General features: G+C 71.4%; 15 protein-coding genes. 5 read left to right on the top strand and 10 right to left on the bottom strand.

The annotated features are described in order from the left end of the window. The gene (locus tag ACWD3H_RS03125) at positions 1–1,665 is read right to left on the bottom strand and encodes a condensation domain-containing protein (RefSeq protein ID WP_451953838.1); all 1,665 of its coding nucleotides are present in this window, start codon (positions 1,663–1,665) and stop codon (positions 1–3) included. A 348-nt stretch (positions 1,666–2,013) separates the two neighbouring features. Here ACWD3H_RS03125 and ACWD3H_RS03120 point away from each other — a divergent pair, with 348 nt between their 5' ends. Then, positions 2,014–3,192: an ROK family transcriptional regulator gene (locus ACWD3H_RS03120; protein ID WP_350913087.1), complete on the top strand. Its 1,179-nt coding sequence runs from the start codon at positions 2,014–2,016 to the stop codon at positions 3,190–3,192. A gap of 159 nt (positions 3,193–3,351) precedes the next feature. Here the strand turns inward: ACWD3H_RS03120 and ACWD3H_RS03115 are convergent, their stop codons facing one another. Continuing rightward, positions 3,352–4,863, bottom strand: coding sequence for a glycoside hydrolase family 3 protein (locus ACWD3H_RS03115; RefSeq protein WP_451953837.1), 1,512 nt, complete (start codon positions 4,861–4,863; stop codon positions 3,352–3,354). Between the two features lie 165 nt (positions 4,864–5,028). Here ACWD3H_RS03115 and ACWD3H_RS03110 point away from each other — a divergent pair, with 165 nt between their 5' ends. After that, positions 5,029–6,150, top strand: coding sequence for a condensation domain-containing protein (locus ACWD3H_RS03110; RefSeq protein ID WP_451953836.1), 1,122 nt, complete (start codon positions 5,029–5,031; stop codon positions 6,148–6,150). Between the two features lie 29 nt (positions 6,151–6,179). Here the strand turns inward: ACWD3H_RS03110 and ACWD3H_RS03105 are convergent, their stop codons facing one another. From ACWD3H_RS03105 to ACWD3H_RS03090, 4 genes are all read right to left on the bottom strand, one after another. Then, positions 6,180–7,634, bottom strand: coding sequence for a glycoside hydrolase family 3 protein (locus tag ACWD3H_RS03105; protein ID WP_451953835.1), 1,455 nt, complete (start codon positions 7,632–7,634; stop codon positions 6,180–6,182). A 107-nt stretch (positions 7,635–7,741) separates the two neighbouring features. Then, positions 7,742–8,623 carry a carbohydrate ABC transporter permease gene (locus tag ACWD3H_RS03100; protein WP_355627718.1) on the bottom strand — a complete coding sequence of 294 codons (882 nt, stop codon included), beginning with the start codon at positions 8,621–8,623 and terminating at the stop codon, positions 7,742–7,744. Then, positions 8,620–9,630 (bottom strand): carbohydrate ABC transporter permease, encoded by a 1,011-nt coding sequence (locus ACWD3H_RS03095; protein WP_355549002.1) that lies wholly within the window; start codon positions 9,628–9,630, stop codon positions 8,620–8,622. Before ACWD3H_RS03095 ends, ACWD3H_RS03100 begins: the two co-directional genes overlap by 4 nt. A gap of 2 nt (positions 9,631–9,632) precedes the next feature. After that, positions 9,633–10,970, bottom strand: coding sequence for a sugar ABC transporter substrate-binding protein (locus ACWD3H_RS03090; protein WP_350913098.1), 1,338 nt, complete (start codon positions 10,968–10,970; stop codon positions 9,633–9,635). Between the two features lie 207 nt (positions 10,971–11,177). Between ACWD3H_RS03090 and ACWD3H_RS03085 the strand changes: the two genes are divergently transcribed. The 3 genes from ACWD3H_RS03085 to ACWD3H_RS03075 all read left to right on the top strand — a co-directional run bounded on the left by ACWD3H_RS03085 (position 11,178) and on the right by ACWD3H_RS03075 (position 13,594). Next, the gene (locus ACWD3H_RS03085; protein WP_350913100.1) at positions 11,178–12,350 is read left to right on the top strand and encodes an ROK family transcriptional regulator; all 1,173 of its coding nucleotides are present in this window, start codon (positions 11,178–11,180) and stop codon (positions 12,348–12,350) included. 305 nt (positions 12,351–12,655) lie between these two features. Next, positions 12,656–13,300, top strand: a complete 645-nt coding sequence (locus tag ACWD3H_RS03080) for a M15 family metallopeptidase (RefSeq protein ID WP_350913102.1) — start codon at positions 12,656–12,658, stop codon at positions 13,298–13,300. A gap of 105 nt (positions 13,301–13,405) precedes the next feature. Then, positions 13,406–13,594 carry a hypothetical protein gene (locus ACWD3H_RS03075; RefSeq protein ID WP_451953834.1) on the top strand — a complete coding sequence of 63 codons (189 nt, stop codon included), beginning with the start codon at positions 13,406–13,408 and terminating at the stop codon, positions 13,592–13,594. Here ACWD3H_RS03075 and ACWD3H_RS03070 read toward each other — a convergent pair. The 4 genes from ACWD3H_RS03070 to ACWD3H_RS03055 all read right to left on the bottom strand — a co-directional run bounded on the left by ACWD3H_RS03070 (position 13,555) and on the right by ACWD3H_RS03055 (position 18,539). After that, a complete protein-coding gene (locus ACWD3H_RS03070; RefSeq protein ID WP_451953833.1) occupies positions 13,555–14,499 on the bottom strand; it encodes an NlpC/P60 family protein in 945 nt (314 codons plus the stop codon). The genes ACWD3H_RS03075 and ACWD3H_RS03070 overlap by 40 nt on opposite strands. A gap of 419 nt (positions 14,500–14,918) precedes the next feature. Further along, entirely contained in the window at positions 14,919–15,131 is a 213-nt protein-coding gene (locus tag ACWD3H_RS03065; RefSeq protein WP_451953832.1) for a hypothetical protein, read from the bottom strand. A gap of 41 nt (positions 15,132–15,172) precedes the next feature. Then, a complete protein-coding gene (locus ACWD3H_RS03060; protein ID WP_451953831.1) occupies positions 15,173–17,017 on the bottom strand; it encodes a N,N-dimethylformamidase beta subunit family domain-containing protein in 1,845 nt (614 codons plus the stop codon). A 124-nt stretch (positions 17,018–17,141) separates the two neighbouring features. Next, positions 17,142–18,539, bottom strand: coding sequence for a hypothetical protein (locus tag ACWD3H_RS03055; protein ID WP_451953830.1), 1,398 nt, complete (start codon positions 18,537–18,539; stop codon positions 17,142–17,144). Positions 18,540–18,558 lie beyond the last annotated feature (19 nt).

Genomic DNA, 18,558 nt, shown 5'->3' with positions numbered 1-18,558 from the left:
CTATTGGTTACTTACGCGCGAGGTCCGCTGAGACGTCGAACGGCGTCCGTCGCCCTCGGTGAGGACGGGGCCGTACGGCGACGCGCCGGTGGGTCCCGGCGCGTGCACGACGTAGCGGTGGGGGGCCATCGCGGAGGTGCGGCCCGGCAGCAGGGCGAGGCAGGCCGCGTGGATCTCCTCGGCGGTTCCTGAGGTGACGTGGCAGGTCAGAAGCCCGTCCGGAGTGCGTGCCACGAGATGGGGCCTTCCCTGGACCGCCTCACCGACGAGCCGCTCCACCGCGCGGAGGCTCACCCAGCAGGAGTCGGTGTAGATCCAGTCCGCATCACGCTCGATAGGCGAAATTCCCGATATATTCGTAATGTCGCAAGCTTGGACATCCCCGTCTCCGGCCGCGATCAGGAGCCGGGCGAGCCCGGTCCCGAAGCCCTCCGCCTGCTCCCGGCTCATCACTCGCGGATCGGTCCAGAGCGTCAGATCCACCACCTCCTCCAGCCGGTTGGCCCAGAGCGCGAGGTGTGCGGGAAGCGAGGCCTCCGGCAGCCAGTCGCACTCGACCTCGGCGGCGGGCGCCGGTTCCGGCTCGGAGACGGTGACACCGCTCATGTCGTTGAAGACGCAGTCACGGGCGAAGTCCACACCCCGCTCGGCGTTGACCGCCTCGATCACCTCCCAGAGCGCTGTGGAGTCGAAACGGCTGTGCTGGTACGCGGAGAGGGAGGCGCCGCGGAAGCGGCGGACGGCCTCGTCGAAGGTGGGGGCGTCCAGCTCCGCGGTGATCAGCGCGTCCTGAGCCAGCGGCCCGACGTAGTCGCGCAGCTCGGGCCGTACCCGGTTGCTCGCCAGCGACGCGATCACGCAGGTTCGCTGCGTGTTCCACAGGCCGATCAGGACGCCCAGCGCGGCGAGTGTGATCGCCGAGCGGCTGGCCCCCGTGCGGCTCGCGATGGCTCCCAGCGCCTTGGCCGCCGGCGCCGAGCGGACCCGCAACCGGGGGCGGATCGCGTCGGCGTCGGCGTTCTCGTCGACCGTGAACATCGACTGCGGTGCCCGCCGCAGGCCGCTCTCCCAGTACCGCAGCGCAGCCTCGGTCCGGCGCAGGGCCGCGGGGGTGCTCTCGGCGGCCGCGAGGTCCAGCGGTTGCATCGGGTACGGCGCCGGTACGGCGATTCCCCGGATCAGGCGTTCCCACTCCCTCATGAGGGTGGCCAGGCCGATGGCGTCGACCGAGGTGTGGGGCAGGACGAACACCACCAGGCGAGGCTCCTCGCCCTCGGTGATCACGGCGACCCGGATCGGAAGCTCGCCCTCCAGCTCGAACCGGGTGCCCTGCATCCGCAGGCCCACATCCTCGGCGACCTCGTCCGCAAGGCCGGTCCCGGCACTGTGCACCCCGACGGGCAGCGAGCCGGAACCGGCCACGACCTGGACGCCGGAGTGGATGGTGGCCCGCAGTCCCTCGTGCCGGGAGAGCAGCCGCCCGACAGCCTCGGCGACGGCGGGCAGGGACCTTCTCCCGGGGAGGCGCCTGGTGACGCGGAAGTTCATGTGCAGCGGCGGGTCGCGGAGCACGCAACGCGCCATGTTGGCCTGGCCCATGGTCACGGGCCCCTGCCGGGCCTGTGGCCCCGTGTAGTCGGCCGCGATCCTCATGACGGTATCCATGTCGAGACCTGCCTCGTCACCGGTCGGCCAGGGGCTTACTGAAAAGAATCTTTACCATTTCCGGGAGTGTTCCACGCGCCGCGTCGACGTCGCAAGCCCTTGATTTTCTGGATTCGCGGTGGTTCGCCGACTCCTGGGCGACGGTGTGCGGGCGGCACGCGAGAACCGGAGGGGCCCATCCTGGAGGACGGGGCGGTAGGCGGGGCCGCGGCGTGGCGGGGGACCCTCGTGCACCTCCGCCGGGCCTCCGCCGGGCTAAACTATCAGGAAGTCTTATTAATGAATAGAACCGTTATTCTTGCTTGAATGTAATTGCGACGGGGAAGCGGCGAACAAGAGAGCATGCGTATGGAGCGACGTCCTGGCGTGCCCAGGCTATTGAGGGAGATCAACGACAGGGCCGCCCTGGAGCTGTTGCTCGCCTCCGGGCCGCTGACACGGGGGCAGATCGGGGAGCTCACGGGTCTTTCCAAGGTGACGGCGTCCCAGACGCTCGCCCGTCTGGAAGGGCGCGGCCTGGTGGAGGTGGCGGGGGAGCAGGCGGGGGGCCGCGGGCCTAATGCCGCGCTTTATGGGATTATTTCCTCCTCGGCCTATGTGGCGGGCCTGGATGTCGGCCCGGAATTCGTCACGACCGCCATCGCGGATATCCATGGGGAGATCGTCGCCGAAGTGCGGGTGGCGCCGAACGGGCATGAGGATCCGGTCGCTCTGGTGCACAGCGGGGTGGTCAAGGCCTGCCGGTCCGCCAAGGTCGCGCTCTCCAAGCTGCGCGCGGTCGTCATCGGCACTCCGGGCGTGGTCGACCCCCGCACCGGCGACGTGCGGTTCTCCTTCGACCTGCCGGGCTGGCACGAGGGCATCCACGAGGCGCTCGCCCGCGACCTGCGCCGCGACGTCAGGATAGAGAACGACGTGAACCTCGTCGCCATCGCCGAGCGCACCCTGGGCGCCGCCCGCGAGGTCGACGACTTCGTGCTCCTGTGGGTGGGCCGCGGCATCGGCCTGGGTGTCGTGCTCGGCGGGCGGCTGCACCGCGGCCGGTCCGGCAGCGCGGGTGAGATCGGCTACCTGCCGGTGCCCGGCGTGCCGCTGGCCGAGGACGTGCGGGCCGTGCCCGGCAGGCTGCCGTCGCTCGCCGGTGGCCTGCAGTCCCTGGTCAGCGCCGAGGCGGTCGCCGAACTCGCCGCGACGTACGGCTTCGAGGGGGAGAGCGCCGCCGAGTGTGTCGCGGCGGCGGTCGCGGCGGGGGAGCGGGGAGAGCCTCTGATCAACGACATCGCCGGGCGGCTGGCGCTGGGCGTGGCGTCGGTGTGCGTCGTGCTCGACCCCGGGCTCGTGGTGCTCGCCGGCGAGGTCAGTACGGCCGGAGGTGACGCGCTCACCTTCAGGATCGAGGAGGCGGTGGCCAGGAGCTGCCCGGTCCGGCCGCAGGTGGTGGCCAGCGAGGTGACCGGCAACCCGGTGCTGCGCGGGGCCGTCATAGCGGCTCTGGAGCAGGCCCGGGAGGAGATCTTCGCCTCCTGAGGCGTGTTTTGTGGATCTTCGCCTGCGCTGCGGAACGGCCGGACGGATGCCCCGCACGGCGGAGAGGGAACTCATGACGGAGTCACGGGCGACGACGACAACGCCGCGGGGCATTCGTCCGGGCGACCGCGGTAGGCGGAAAGATCCACAAAACACGCTCTAGTTCCGCGGCCGGTGGTGGCCCGCCAGGAGTTCGGCGGCGGCCCGGCCCGAGGCGGCGGTCGCGCCGTGGGTGGTGATGTGCGTGGCACCGGGGGTGGCCGGACCGGGCAGACCCATCTCCACCACGATCGCGTCAGGGCGGCGTGACAGCAGGGCGCCCAGGCGGTCCGCGACCCAGGCGTGCCGGTGGGCGTCGCGGACCACGATCACCAGTGGGCGCCCGGCGGTGGGCGGCGGGAGCGCGTCCTCGGCACCGAGCCGGAGAGCCGTCGTGCCCGGCAGCAGCGCGGCCAGCGGCGAGGCGACGCCCCACGGGGTGGCACGGTCGACGGCGATGTTCGTCTCGGAGACGAGCTCGATCACCTGCGGCGCCGAGGGCAGCGGGAGCCCGTCGCCGCGGACCCGCAGGGCCCGCCTGGCCGCGGCGAGACCGGCGGGTCCGTCTCCCGGGGCCGCCGCCCCGGCCGTCCGGCGCCGCGCGGCGGACCAGGCGGCCAGGCGGCGGACCCGGGAGGCGGCCTCGGCCAGGCGTTCCTCGGGAAGGGTGCCGTCGGCCACCGCGGCCATGATGGCGTTGCGGATGAAACCGACCACTCCGGGACCCTTGCGCTCGCCGCCCACGCAGATCGCGTCGGCCCCGGCGGCGAGGGCGCGGACCGCCGCCCCGGTCACGCCGTACCGCCCGGCGACCGAGGGCATCTCCACGCCGTCCGTCACGATCAGCCCGTCGAAGCCGAGTTCCTCCCTGAGCAGCCCGACCAGGATGCGGCCGCTCATGGTGGCGGGAGAGTCGGGGTCGTAGGCGGGGACGAGCAGGTGGCCGGTCATCACGGCCCGCACCCCGGCCTCGATGACGGCCCGGTAGGGCGGGAGCGTGGTGGCCGCGAGTTCCTCGGCCGAGTAGGCGACGGTCGGCAGGTCGTCGTGCGAGTCGACGGCGGTGGCGCCGTGGCCGGGGAAGTGCTTGGCACAGCCGGCCACCCCGGCGGACTGGAGGCCGGTGACCCAGGCGCGGGCGTGCCGGGCGACCAGCCAGGGGTCGGTGCCGAACGCGCGGGTGCCGACGACGGGGTTGTCCAGGTCGGAGTTGACGTCGACCACGGGGGCGTAGTTGAGGTTGATGCCCGCGGCGGCCATGTCCAGCCCGACCTCTCGGGCGATCAGCTCGGTCAGCTCGGGGTCGTCCACCGCGCCGAGTGCGAGGTTGCCGGGGCGCGAGCTGCCGGTGAGCGCCTCCAGCCGGGTGACGTCGCCCGCCTCCTCGTCGGTGGCGATCACCACGTCGGGGTTCTCCGCGCGCAGGGCGGCGGTCAGCGTTCTGACCTGCTCGCCGTCCACGAGATTCCGGGAGTAGAGCGCGACCCCGCCGAGCCCCCCGGCGAGCCGCCTCCGCAGCCAGTCGGGCGCCTCCACGCCCACGAATCCGGGTTGCAGCACGGTGTCGGCAAGCTCGGCCAGTTCGGGGCTCGCGCCATTCGGCCCGCCCGTCCGGCCGCCACGAACGATCATCAACGCCTCCGGCTCGGTTCGTCACACGTCGCTTGTCTCAGGCGTACCACATGTGTAGCATTCGGGAGGCATAAATAAACAAGAAACTTTCCTAATAATTGCCCGTCGGGGCCTGTGCCCCGGCGCCCATCCGAGGAGAGGTCACCCACGAGGGAGCAGGACAGGATGGCGCACACCCCCTTCGACCTGCGGGGAATCCCGCTGGCGCTGCACCTGAACGGTCCCGTCGACACTCCGGCGCTACTGGGCGCGTGCGCCGCCGTGGCCGGCCGGCACCCGGTGCTCGGCCGGGTCAGGGTCACCCGTACGGAGTCGACCCCCGAGGGTTACCCCGGGGTCGCGGCGGCCGAGGCCACCCGCCCGTTCGACCTGGAGCGCGGCCCGCTCGCCCGGTTCACGCTCGTCCGGGTGGGGCCCGAGCGCGTCCGGCTGCTCTTCACCGCGCACGGGCGGGTGTTCGACGCCGGTTCCAAGGACCTCCTGGTCCGCGACCTGGCCGACGCCTACTTCTCGCGTGCGCCCCTCCCGCCGCCGGACGGTACGCCGTCCGCGACGTGCGACCCGGCACGGCCCGACGGTGCCGAGGAGTTCTGGAGGGAGCGCGAGCGCGAGCCCGCAGAACCGGTCCTGCCCGGCCTGCGCGCCGTCCCGCACGGCACCGGCCCCGGTGAGATCGTCGAGATGGTGCTCGGCGCCGCGGAGTCCGGCGCCCTCACCGGGGCCGCCGCGATTCTCGGCGCGACCAGGTTCGAGTTGCTCCTGGCGGCCGTGGGCGTGCTGCTGCGGGGCTACGGCACGGTCGCCTCGCCGCTCGCCCTCGACCTCGGGACCCGCACCTGCCGGACGCGCGAGCGCATCGGGTCGTTCGTCGCGCGGGTGCCGTTCGCCCCGCACCCCGGCCCTGACGAGGAGTTTCCCGCCTACCTGCGCGCGGTCCGGGCCGAGCTCCACGCCATGTACCGGTTCCGGCACGCGCCGCCGGAGCCGCCCGCCTCACCGGTGCTGTTCAGCTACCGCAGGAGGGCGGCCGTCCCGGAGTTCCCCGGTATCGGGGCGGGGGTGGAGTGGACCGTCTTCAACGGGGTGGCCCACGGCGCGCTGCACGTCCAGGCCGTGGACGCGGAGCGGAGTCTCACCCTCGGCCTTCGTTTCAACCCCGCGGTGATCGGTCACGACGACGTGTCCCAGATCGCGGGTCACCTGCGCGCGCTGCTGCGCGCCCTCGCCGCGGAACCCGGCGCGAAGGTCTCGGAACTGCTGGAGCCATCCCGCCCCGAGCCTTCCTAGGCTCGGGGCGGGGACAGGGGTACGGGCGCTCAGACGCCGAGGAGTTCGGCGGCGGCCTGCGCGTTGGCGCGGGCGGCGCCGTAGGTGGCCACGTAGGTCACGCCCTCGGGGCGCCAGATGGGCAGGCCCATCTCGACCACCGTGGTGTCGGGGCGGGCGGCCAGCAGCGCGGAGATCACCGACTTGCTGGCCTCGTAGCGATGGGCGTCCTTGACGACGACGATCAGGGAGCGGCCCGAGGCGCGTTCCAGGATGTCCGGCACGTCGGCGGCCTCCGGCTTGACCCGCAGCACCTCCGCCCGCGGCAGCAGCGGTGTGAAACCCCACGGCACGTCGCCGACCGCGATGGTCGGCGGGGTGTCCACCTCCACCACCAGCGGGTCGACCGGGGGAGGTGCCGAGCCGGTGAGGCTGACCGCGCGGCGGGCGGCGGTTAGGCCGATCACGTCCCGCTCGGCCTCACCCGTGCGGGGCGTGCCGAACCAGGCGCGCAGGGCGGACACCCGCTCGGCGGCCTCCTCCAGGCGGGTCGCGGGCAGCCGCCCGTCCAGTACGGCGGCGACGATCTCGTCCAGGATCCGGTGGACGTCGTCCTCGGTGGGGATCGGGCCGAGGCAGAGCAGATCGGCTCCGGCGGCGAGGGATAGCACCGAGCCGCCTGCCAGGCCGTAGGTGTCGGTGACGGCCCGCATGTCGAGGGCGTCGGTGACGATCACACCGTCGTAGCCCAGCTCGCCGCGGAGCAGGCCGGTCAGGGTGGCGGGGGAGAGCGTCGCGGGGAGCCCGCCGGTGACGGCGGGGACACGCACGTGCGCGGTCATGATGGACCTGGTTCCGGCCTCGATCGCGGCGCGGAAGGGCACGAGCTCGCGCTCGCGCAGCAGTTCGGCGGAGGCGTCGACGAGCGGGACCTCCAGGTGGGAGTCCTGCCGGGTCGCGCCGTGGCCTGGGAAGTGCTTGACACAGGCGGCCACGCCCGCCGACTGCAGGCCGTGTACGGCGGCGACGGTGTGCCGGGCGACGAGCGCGGCCTGAGCCCCGAACGAGCGGGTGCCGATCACCGGGTTGTCCTCGGCGGTGTTGACGTCCGCGGACGGGGCCATGTCCAGGTTGACGCCGCACCGGGCCAGGTCGTCGCCGATGGACCGGTAGACCCGCCGGGTGAGCTCGACGTCGTCCACGGCACCGAGGGCGGCGTTGCCGGGATACGGGCTGCCGACGTGGTAGGCGAGCCTGGTGACGTCGCCCCCCTCCTCGTCCAGTGAGATGACCGGGTCGCTTGTCTCACGCAGACGGGAGGTGAGGGCGGACAACTGCGCGGCGTCGGCGACGTTGAAGCCGAAGAGCGTGACGCCGCCGAGACCGTTCTCCAGCTCCCGCAGGACCCACTCGGGTGCCTCGGTGCCCTGGAACGCGGCGAGCAGAGTGCCGGCCGCGAGACGACGCAGCCCCTGATCGCCGCGATCCGCGATGAGCTCAGACATGGCGGTAGGTGTTCCTTACCTGAGATGTAGGGGAGCGGACATGGAACAGGCAGGGCTGGTACGGCTCGCGCCTTGTGGGTACGAGCCGTACCAGCACCGATGGGGGATCAGCCCTTGACGGCGCCCGCGACGAGTCCGGAGACCATCCGCCGCTGCACCAGGAGAAAGAAGACGATGACCGGGATGGTCATCAGGGTGGAGGCGGCCATGATGCCGCCCCAGTCCACCGACCGCTGGCTGACGAAGTAGCGCAGCGCCACGGGCATGGTGTAGCTGCCCTGGTCGCCGATGAGCGTCAGCGCGAACACGAACTCGTTCCACGCGGTGATGAACGAGAAGATGCTCGTCGCGACGAGGCCGGGGGCCACCAGCGGGAACAGCACCCGCCAGAAGGTGGCGAACCGGCTCGCGCCGTCGATCCAGGCCGCCTCCTCCAGTTCCTTGGGAACCGCCGCGACGAAGGTGCGCAGCATCCAGATGGCGAACGGCAGCGTCATCGCGACGTTCACCACGATGAGGCCGAGGAGCTGGTCGTACAGCCCGGCCCGCCTGACCATCATGAACAGCGGGATGAGCAGTGCCTCGCCGGGGACCATCTGCACGATGAGCAGCAGGATCAGGAACGAGGTGCGCCCGCGGAAGCGGAAGCGGGCCACCGCGGTCGCCGCCAGCAGCGAGAAGACCGCGCCGATGAGCACGGTGCCGAGGGCCACGATGGAGCTGTTGAGCAGGTAGCGCCAGATGGAGTGGCCGGCGACGCCCTCGGTGAAGACCCGCCGCACGTGTTCGAGCGTGGGATCGGTGGGGAAGGGGATGAAGTCCGTCGTGAAGATCTGCTCGCTGCTCTTGAAGGCGGTGCTCACCATCCAGTAGACGGGGAAGACCGCGAACAGGAACACCAGGACGGCCGCGGTGTTCAGGCCGATGTTGCCGAGTCGCTTACGCTGCCGGAGATTTCCCCGCGGCCCGCGCCTGCCGTACGTCGTCATCGCACGTCCTCCGTCTTCACGATCTGGCGGACGTAGAAGAAGGTGATGAAGAGCAGGATCAGCGTCAGCACCACCGCGATGGCCGCGCCCATGCCCATCTTGGGCGGCGCGCTGAAGGCCTGGGTGAAGGCGAACAGCGACAGGTTGAACGCCTCCCGGTTGGAGGTGCCGCCCGCCAGCACGAACAGCTGGGTGAAGACCTTGAAGTCCCAGATCACCGAGAGCACGGTGAGCACCGCGAAGACCGGCTTCAGCAGCGGGAAGGTGATCTTCCAGAAGATCCGCCACGCGGAGGCGCCGTCCACCCTGGCCGCCTCGTACAGCTCCTTGGAGATGCTCTTCAGCCCGGCCAGCACCGAGACCGCGATGAACGGGAACGACGCCCAGACCACCGCGATGATCAGCACCAGGTAGATGGTGAACGCGTCGTTCAGCCACGGCTCGCCGGTCCAGTCGGAGCGGCCGAACAGCAGGGAGGAGAACCAGTCGGGCAGCGCGTTGAGCGCCCAGTTGATGACCCCGGACTCCGCGTCGAACAGCCAGCGCCAGATGATCGCGGTGGCGATCTGCGGGGTGGCCCAGGCGGCCATGATGCCGATGATCAGGAAGGTCGACATCTTCTTGCCCAGCTTGTGCAGGAGCAGGCCGACCAGCGTGCCGAGCAGCAGGGTGAGCGCCACCGTGACGACGGCGAAGACCACCGTGTTACGCAGCGAGGTCCAGAACAGCTCGGACTCGATGAGCTTCTGGTAGTTCTCCAGGCCGACGGACTCGGCCGGTACCCCCCGGATCTGCCGCAGTCCCACGTTCTGGAAGGACATGACGACCATCTGGAAGAGCGGGTAGAGCAGCAGGCCCGCGATGACGATCAGGCCGGGGACGAGCAGCGCGTAGGGGACCACCCGAACGGGCAGCCCGGACCTGCGCGGGGGCGTGGCGCCTCGGTGCCCCCGCGCCGGGACGGAGGGGGAGCCCCCGTCCCGGGCGATGGTTGAGGTGTTCGCCATGGCTACTGGTTCAGGATCTCTTCGAGTTCCTTGTTGGCGTCGGCCAGCGCGGTGTCGACGTCCTTCTTACCCTCGATGACCGAGCGGGCCGCGCTCTGCAGGACCGCCTTGGTGTCGTTGGCCTCGGCCCAGTTGGTGTCGTTCGGGAAGCCCTTGGCGACCTTGAAGGTCTCGGCGAACGGCGCCTGCACCGGGTCGGACGCGTACTCGGTCAGAGCCTCCGGGTAGAGCGGCAGCAGGCCACCCTCCTTGGCGTAGCGGGTGCCGAACTCCTTGCCGGCGGCCAGCTTGACGTACTCGGCGGACAGTTCGAGGTTCTTGGTGTCCTTCCAGATGGCGATGTCGTTGCCGCCCTGGAAGGCCGGGGCCGGGCCGCTGCCGTCCTTGGCCGGGAGCGAGAAGAAGGACATCTTCGAGTCGTCGACCTTGCCGCCGCTCTGCTCCTTGATCGTGGTGATGTCCCAGCCGCCGGTCACGTACATACCGACCTTGCCGTTGGCGAAGCGGGTCGCGATGTCCACCGAGTTCTGGGTCAGCGCGGACTTGCGCGAGACGCCGTGCTTGGTCACCAGGTCGGTGTAGTACTGGAAGCCCTCCTTGAACCCGGGCTCGGTCAGCTTGCCGACCCACTTGCCGCCCTCGAACGCGGCGAAGTCGCCGCCGGCCGACCAGACGAACGGGGAGAGCGACATGTTGGCGTCGGAGCCGCCGTTGAAGGCGAAGCCGTCGACGTCCTTGCCCTTCTTGGCGACGATCTTCTTGCCCGCCTCGACGAGCTCCTCCCAGGTCTTGGGCACCTCGATCTTCAGGTCCTCGAACCAGTCCTTGCGGTAGAGGACGGCGCGGGTGCCGCCACCCCACGGGGCGGCGTAGATCTTGCCGTCCACCGTCTCGTAGCCCCACAGGTTCTGCGGGATCTGCTGGAAGTCGGGGGCGGCCTTGACGATGTCGGTGATGTCGGTCAGCGCGTCCTGCGCCACCCAGGCAGCGACCTGGTCGTTGCCGAACTCGGTGACGTCGGGGCCCTCGCCGCCGGCGAGCGCGGCGGTCCACTTGGCCTGCGCGTCGGGCCACGGCACCCACTGGAGCTTGACCTCGGCGCCGGTGGTCTCCTTGAACTTGGCGTTCAGGTCGCCCATGAGCTTGTTCTGCTTCTCGTCCGGAGCGCCGAGGCGCCAGACGGTCAGGGTCTGACCTGCGAACTTGGGTCCGGACGCGGCGGGTGCCGACGCGTCGGAGCCGGCGGCCGGGGTGGCGGGCTCGCTGCTGCCACACGCGGCGAGACCCAGGGCGAGGGCGGCCGTGGTGGCCGTCGTGGTGGCGATTCTCGCGAACTTCACTGGAGTTCTCCCTTTCAGGCTTTCGCCGGAGTTTGCGCTCATCTGTTATGGCCGGGGTCCCCGCGACCCTCTGCACTCACTGGGAGCTGTCGGAACTGTCACAACCCGCGGTCCCGATCACTTGCCTGCGGGCTGGCTAGGGATAAACTAACAAGAAACTTTCTTAAAAGAAACGATCGTTAGCGGATCGTGACGGGAAGGACGGCCTTGTCCACACGCCCGGGGACCCCCCGGTTGCTGCGCCAGCTCAACGACCGTGCGGCGCTGGAGCTCCTGCTGTCCAGTGGCCCGCTAACCCGGGCTGAGCTGGGAGAACACACCGGGCTCTCCAAGGTGACCGCGGGTCAGCTGCTCGCCAGGCTCCAGGAGCGAGACCTTGTCGCGGTGGTCGGCGAGCAGGCCGGCGGGCGCGGCCCCAACGCCGCGCTCTACGGGGTGGTGCCCTCCTGCGCGTACGTGGTCGGGCTTGACGTGCTCCCCGACCGGATCAGCGCCGGGATCGCCGACATCACCGGCACACTCGTCGCCGAGGTCTCGGCCGACCCCAGCGGGCACGACGATCCGGTACGGCTGGTGCGCGGTGCGGTCGGCCAGGCGTGCGGGGCCGCGGGCATCGGCGCGGACCGGCTCCGCGCCTTCGTGATCGGCACCCGGGGCGTCGTCGACCCCGGCACCGGCGACGTGCGGTTCTCCTTCGACCTGCCCTCCTGGCACAACGGCGTGCTCGCCGAGCTCCGTCGCGACCTCGGCGTCCCGGTGACGATCGAGAACGACGTGAACCTGGCCGCGCTGGCCGAGCGCGCGCACGGCGCGGCGCTGGGCGTCGACGACTTCGTGCTCGTCTGGGCCGGGGTCGGCCAGGGGCTCGGCGTCATGCTGGGCGGGCGGTTGCACCGCGGTTTCACCGGCGGCGCGGGTGAGATCGGCTGGCTTCCCGTCCCGGGCGAGCCGCTCCCCACCGACGTGAGCGAACCCCAGTCGGGCTCGTTCCAGCGCCTGGTCGGCGGCGACGCCGTGGCCGGGCTCGCGAGCGCCTACGGCATCGGTTCCGCCGCCGACGCGACTCCGGTGGGGGAGCGGGTCCGTACGGCCGTCGCGGAGGGTGCCGAGGCCTTTCTGGACGAGTTGGCCGGGCGGCTGGCGGTCGGCGTCGCCGCGGTCGCCGTGGTCCTGGACCCCGGGCTGATCGTGCTCAGCGGCGACGTCGGCAGGGCTGGCGGGGACGCGCTCGCCGCCAGGGTGCAGGATGCCGTGGCCCGGGTCTGCCCGAGCCAGCCCAGGGTCGTGGTCTCGCGGGTCAGGGGCAACCCCGTGCTGCGCGGCGCGCTGGTGTCGGCGCTGCAGCAGGCTCGGGAGCAGGTGTTCTCCGACACCGTCTGATGTCACCGTCTGACGTTCTTCCGCCCGGAGGACGCCGGCGGCAGATCCGTTCTCGATCCTCGCGGGTTCCTTACCGGACGGCGACACCGGACGGCGACACCGGACGGCGACGGCGGACGGCGACACCGGACGGCGACGGCGGACGGCGACACCGGACGGCGACGGCGGACGGCGACGGTGGCCGGCGGGGTTCCGGAGCGCCGCTCTGCCGGGAAGGGCGAAGTTGACGATCCGCCGACCGGCCCGTGACCCCTTCTGGAGGACTGGGTCTCCAACCGGCAGGTGTTTGGTGAAGAATTGCCGTCATGCGTGACATCGTGCTGATCTCCGACGCCCGAGTCGCCTCGATCCCCGTCGAGGAGTCCGGTGAGCCCTTGATCGACGTGCGGGGGCGGTTGGAGACGGACGGGCGGCTCGCCGACGCCGAGGGGGCCTTCGCCCACCTGCGGCTCGGGCTGCTGGACCGGCTGGAGAAGGCGCAGGCGCAGCTTCCCGGGGGATACCGGCTGCTGGTCGTGGAGGGCTACCGGCCACTGGCGACCCAGAAAAAGATCTTCGATGACTACTCGGCGGAGTTGCGGGCGACATTTCCGGAAATGTCGCCCGCGGAGCTCCGGAGTGCGGCGAGCCGCTACGTCTCGCCCGTCGAGATCGCCCCGCACACCGCGGGAGCGGCGGTCGATCTGACCCTGTCCGCCGAGGACGGGACCGAGCTCGACATGGGCACCCCGCTCAACGCCACCCCCGAGCAGAGCGGCGGCGCCTGCTACACCGAGGCCCCCGGCCTGTCGGCCGAGGCCCGGCACCACCGCAAGATCCTCGGCGCGGCCCTGGAGGCGGTCGGCCTGGTCAACTATCCCACCGAGTGGTGGCACTGGTCCTACGGCGACCGCTACTGGGCCATGACCACCGGCGCCCCCTGCGCCGTCTACGGCCCGACCTCCACCTGACCACGGCTACTCGCCCGTCCGGCCGCGATCCGCCCCGCCGTCGAGGAACCGTTCTCGCGGCTCACCACGCGCGAACGCCAGATCCTCGATCTCATCGCGGCGGGGTTGTCCAACCGCGGGATCGCCGAGTGCCTGGCCCTGTCACCGAAGACCGTCCGCGCTCCAGGTCGCCGACCGCGCCCACGCCGTCATCCGCGCCCGCGAAGCGGGCCTCGGCCGCCGGGTCGGAGCGTCCGGCGTCGACGGGAGCGGTGTCAGGGACGGACCGCGCCGAGGAGCCGGCCCCACCAGTAGTCGTCGAGGTCGACCACTTTGATGATGTCGCCGGTCCGCGGGGCGTGCACCATCTTGCCGTTGCCCGCGTACATGCCCATGTGGCCCAGCCCCTTGCTGAAAAGCAGGTCACCGGGCTGCAACCGGTTCAGATCCAGGGGTACCCGCCTGCCGGCCCCCCAGCTCCACTGCTCCCAGGTGGTGCGGGGGATGCTGACCCCGGCGTTGCGCCAGGCGGTTTGCGTCAGGCCTGAACAGTCATACGATCCCGGCCCCTCCCCGCCCCACTGGTACGGCTTGCCGATCTGCGCGTAGGCGAACTGCAGAGCGGTCCTCGCGTTGCCGGAGGCTGAGCCGGTGTAGGTGATGCCGGCACTGTTGGGGTCGCCGACCCGGAAGGCGCCGAGCCTGCGCAGCAGCTTCGTCTGCTCGGCGATCAGGCGCTTGGTCCTGGTCCTTTCCGCGGCCAGCGTGTCTCGCGCCTTGTCCGCTTCGGTCAGCGCGTCCTTGGCCTTGCCGTGCTGCAGTCTGAGGGCTCGGGTGGCGGCGTCGAACGTACGCAGCGACTCCGCGTGCCCGGCCGATATCTGGTCGACCGCGGCCATGCCGCTCAGGAGCGAGCGTGGGTCGTCGCTGGAGATGAGCCCCGCCCCGCCGCTCAGCCCGCCGGCCTGGTAGGTGCTGACGGCCAACGTGACGAGGTTGCGGCGCAGGGCGTCGACTGATTCGCGCTGCTGACCGTAGACCTTGTTCAGCTTGTCGTAGTGCTTCTTGGCCTTCTTCCAGCGCTCGTTGGCCAGGTTGTAGCGGTCGACGATCTTGCCGGCCTGGTCGTTGAGCTTCGCGAGTTTCGCCCTGGCCTGGGAGAGGGTGGGCCGTGGCTCGGCGACCGCTCCGTCGAGAGGTGACAGCAGGATGGCGATCACGACTCCCGCCGCCACAGGTATCCGTCTGACTCGCACCGGCATGCCTGCAACGGCCACTGTGTGATGCCTTCCCTTGTCCCGATGTCGGGCGAAATGCTACAGAAGCAGGACAGGCTATTCACCCTTTACTCCGTATTTCCGCACCGGTGCGAGACGATCATGCTTGGCAGTCGGGCGGGGCTGTGGATCCGCCCGCGATGCGCCCTGTCACATGTTTGCTGCTCAACACGGATTTCCGAAGCTTGTTCGGAGGCCTCACCGGCTGCCGACCCGCCTGAGGGGGAGAGGTCGTTGGGCGAATGGAATGACTATCAGCCGTAGTAGAAGGCACCCTATGTCGTGCCGGGCAGCCAAGCGTGTGCGGTCGGCGCGTTGGGGGACAGGCCGGCCTCGGCGGTGTCTCCTCAGCCTGTGTCGGCTCAGCCGGGTGTCAGGACGGCGGCCACGAGGGCCGCGGTGACCGCGGTGACCGCGGTGACCGCGGTGACCGCGGCGAGGATATGGCCGCTGGTGAACCTGGAAAGCGTGTCCCCGATCAGGCTGGCCGCTGCGACGCTGGAGATGGCGGCGGCTCCGATGGAGGCGCCGAACTCGTGGAATGTGCTGACGATCTTCGCCTCGCGACGTACCACCCGGCCGTTTCTCGCCGCGGCGGGATCCGCGGGACCAGTACCTAGGGTGTGGGGGTCCGCCAGCGCAGTGGGCCGTCGGGAGTGGTGCCGATCAGGCGGCCGGCGTGGGCGGTGAGGGTGGTGCTCCCGGCGGCGGAACACAGGTCGGCCCACTCGCCGGGTCCCGGCAGTGGCAGCCGGGTGCGGACGCGATCGGCGCTGTCGACGGCGTAGAGGCGGCCGTTCATGGCGGTCATGGCCACCGCGCCCGTCGGCCCGCCCGCGAGTCCGCCCGTGCTCTCGTCGGCCGGGATCCACTCCGCGGTGTCCGAGGGCAGGTACCAAAGCCCGCCGGCGGCGGTGACGGCCCACAGGTCGCCGTCCACCAGGGCCAGCCCCACCCCGCCCGGCGGGGCGTCGCCGAGCGTGACCCAGGGGGCCCGCGTGCCCGGGTCGCGGTAGACGAGACGGCCGTCGCCGGTCAGCCCGTACAGGCCGACGGGCCTGGTGCCGGACGCCTCGCGCGGGGTGGCCATGGCCACGACGCCGCCGCCCGAGTCGATGCGGCGCCAGCGCAGGTTCTGGCCGCAGACGTCCCTGCGGTACAGCGCGTCGTCGGCGCCCACCCCGTACAGCCGCGAGTCGCACGCGGTCAGCGCGCGGATCGAGCCGCCGGGGCCGATCACCTCCCAGCCGGAGACGCGGCGGGAGAGCCGGTCGAGCACGTTGCGGGTGATCCGCTCCACCGCCGGGTCGTGCAGGGTGTTTCCCCAGTTCACGGTGGAGGCGGTGAACACGGTCCCGGCGCCGAGGCCGAAGACGCCCATGGTGGCCATGCCGCCCTGGCCGTACCGGTGCCAGTGCCGCAGGTCGGCGGTGGCCAGGATGACGAAGGACGGCGGGGTGCCGTCGCGCCCGGTGGCCACCGGCACGCCGTCCACCTCGGTGAAGTCGCAGGCATCGGTCTCGTAGCCGATGGCGCCCCTGCCGAACGTGTCGCCCTCGCCCAGCTTGGTGCCCTCGAACACCCAGTGTTCGGGGAAGCGGACCGTGTAGGACTCCTCGTGCATGAGCCGCATGTACGGACCCCAGGTCCCCGCGCCGTGCCGGAAGCTGACCCCGGTCAGGCTGTTCTCCGGACGGTTCACCGGCGCGCTGGACCACTCGACGGTGGTGAGGGCGGGATTCACCGTGGCCATCGGATCGGCGACCGCGTCGCGGTAGCAGACCATGGTGCGCCCGTCGTCCTCCAGCCGGAACTGCCACCAGCAGGTGTTGCCGGAGAAGACGGCCAGGTTTCCACCCCGGCCGACGAACTCCTCGACGCTGTCGCGCATCCCCGCCGACCAGTACTCGTCGTGCCCGCTGACCATCAGCAGCCGGTAGCCGGCCAGCAGTTCGCGCCCGGAGTGCAGGTCCAGGGCGGAGCAGTAGTCGACGTCGTATCCGGCGGGCCCCAGCCAGCGGATCATGCCCTCCTCCCAGCGCTCGGGCGGCGGCCCGCCGCCCGGCCGGTCGAAGGAGACGCGCGAGGCCCGGGTGGCCTGCTCGGTCCAGTAGATGGACTCGCCGGGAATGCCCGCCCGGTTGTACGCCTGCCAGGTCGGGAACGGGATCGACAGCAGGATCGGCGAGCCGGCCCTGGCGGCCCGTACGACGAAGTAGACCTCGCAGACCCCCTCGTCGGCGGTGAAGATCGCGCGGTAGAGCGAGCTGGGCCAGCCGGCGGAGACGTCGAGCGTCCAGGACGGGCCGGTGAACTCCCCTTCGAGCACCGCCAGGTCCGTGGCCACGTCCTCGATCAGCACCGAGCCGCGCAGCGGGGCCCGGGAGGCGCGGGCGAGGTGGAAGCGGAGTGAGCCGCCCTGGACGCAGGACGTCGACTCGGCGTAGGCGTGGACCGTCATCGGGCTCCGGTTCCGGGCAGGAGGCCGGGCGGTGGGCGCCGGCCGGGGTGGGCGTGGACCGTCATCGGGCACCTCCGGCGGGGAGCACCCGGGTTCTGGTCCGGGGAAGGAAGTGGCGGAGGAGTCAACCGACGGGCTCCAGCACCTCGCGGAACGCGGCCTCGACCAGCAGGGACTCCAGATCGAGGAGATAGCGTTCCATCGCGGGGCGGGACAGGTGGCGGGTGTCGGCGGTGAGCGAGACGCCCAGCCCGCCGGGCTCGCCGGTCACGTGCAGGCAGAACCGGCAGTTGAGCCTCTCCTGGCTGAGCGGCCAGGAGAGGGTCGTCTCCGCCAGCGCGTCCCGCACGGTCCGCTCGTCGGGGGAGGCGTCCACCTGGTCGGCGAAGCGCATGTCGTTGAAACAGCAGTACGGGTGGATCGGCGTGCCCCGCTCCCGGCTGATCCGCTCGGTGATCCCGTCCCGCTCGGCGGGGTCGTGGTAGGCGGATCGGTAGGCGCGCAGCGCGGCGGGCTTGGCCGCGCGCAGCAGTTCGGTGAAGTCGCCCCGGCGCAGGTCCAGCACGAACAGGCCCTCCTGGGAGAGCGTGGTGACGGCGCCGGCCGTGTCGCCGCGGAAGCGGTTGCCCACGATCGGCAGCATCGCGCACACGTCGTGGCCGTTCACCTTCCCGGCCAGTACGGACGCGGCGGTCAGCAGGACCGTCGAGGTGCTCGTGCCGCGCACGGCGGCGATCCGCCGCACCGCCAGGTCCATCGCCCGCGAGACGAGTCGCGCCCGCCAGATCGGCGGATCCGCGGGTACGTCCTCGCGCCGGTCGAACATGGTCGGCGGAATGCGCCGGTACTCGCTCTCCCAGTGCTCGGCGGCGATCCTCGCGACCTTCAGACCCTGCTCGGAGCCCTGCCAGCGGGCCAGATCCAGCGGTGAGGGCGGGGGCGGGCCCGGCAGGGAGCCGCGCAGCAGGAGCAGCCGCAGGTCCGTGACCGCCACCTCGGCCCCGAGGCCGTCGGCGGCCAGATGGCAGAAGACGAGCACGATGTGAGTGACCTCGCCGCGCTCGACGACGAGCCCGATCCGCAGCGGCCACTCGTTCCCGTAGTCGAAGGCGGTCTGTGCCAGCGCGTCCCGCAGCCGCTCGGGGTCGCCCTCGGAGACGGTGACCGGGACGGTCCCGGTGGTCTCCAGCACCTGCCACGGCTCCGTGCCGCCGCCGCTGTCTCCGTACCCGTGAGCCTTCGCGGAGGTCTGAAGGTACGGTCGCGCGCCGCCGTCCGCGGTTCCGTACGGGGGCTCGCCCAGCCTGGTGCGCAGCGACTCGTGCCGTTCCACCAGCGCGCGCAGCGCCTCGGCGGCCCGCGCCACGGTGAGCGGTCTGGCCCGCCGGGGCACGGCGAGCACCCGGCCGAAGTTGAAGTAGTGGTCGTCCGGCGCCGTCCTTTGGATCGTGTCCCAGATGGCGCGCTGCCCCCAGGTCAGCGGTGCCGTCCCCGATCGGCTCCCTGAGAACCGGATGTCCATGTGCTCCCCCTGTTGTAGG

This window comes from Streptosporangium sp. NPDC002607 (assembly GCF_053592655.1).
Note: the sequence above shows the minus strand (reverse complement) of the source record. Positions and strands in the feature narration are given on the sequence as shown.

Excerpts from the sequence above, each read along its gene's own strand:
- ACWD3H_RS03095 (WP_355549002.1), bottom strand. The coding sequence starts at position 9,630 with ATGGCGAACACCTCAACCATCGCCCGGGACGGGGGCTCCCCCTCCGTC.
- ACWD3H_RS03055 (WP_451953830.1), bottom strand. The coding sequence starts at position 18,539 with ATGGACATCCGGTTCTCAGGGAGCCGATCGGGGACGGCACCGCTGACC.
- ACWD3H_RS03125 (WP_451953838.1), bottom strand. The coding sequence starts at position 1,665 with ATGGATACCGTCATGAGGATCGCGGCCGACTACACGGGGCCACAGGCC.
- ACWD3H_RS03115 (WP_451953837.1), bottom strand. The coding sequence starts at position 4,863 with ATGATCGTTCGTGGCGGCCGGACGGGCGGGCCGAATGGCGCGAGCCCC.
- ACWD3H_RS03080 (WP_350913102.1), top strand. The coding sequence starts at position 12,656 with ATGCGTGACATCGTGCTGATCTCCGACGCCCGAGTCGCCTCGATCCCC.
- ACWD3H_RS03060 (WP_451953831.1), bottom strand. The coding sequence starts at position 17,017 with ATGACGGTCCACGCCTACGCCGAGTCGACGTCCTGCGTCCAGGGCGGC.
- ACWD3H_RS03110 (WP_451953836.1), top strand. The coding sequence starts at position 5,029 with ATGGCGCACACCCCCTTCGACCTGCGGGGAATCCCGCTGGCGCTGCAC.
- ACWD3H_RS03105 (WP_451953835.1), bottom strand. The coding sequence starts at position 7,634 with ATGTCTGAGCTCATCGCGGATCGCGGCGATCAGGGGCTGCGTCGTCTC.
- ACWD3H_RS03100 (WP_355627718.1), bottom strand. The coding sequence starts at position 8,623 with ATGACGACGTACGGCAGGCGCGGGCCGCGGGGAAATCTCCGGCAGCGT.
- ACWD3H_RS03120 (WP_350913087.1), top strand. The coding sequence starts at position 2,014 with ATGGAGCGACGTCCTGGCGTGCCCAGGCTATTGAGGGAGATCAACGAC.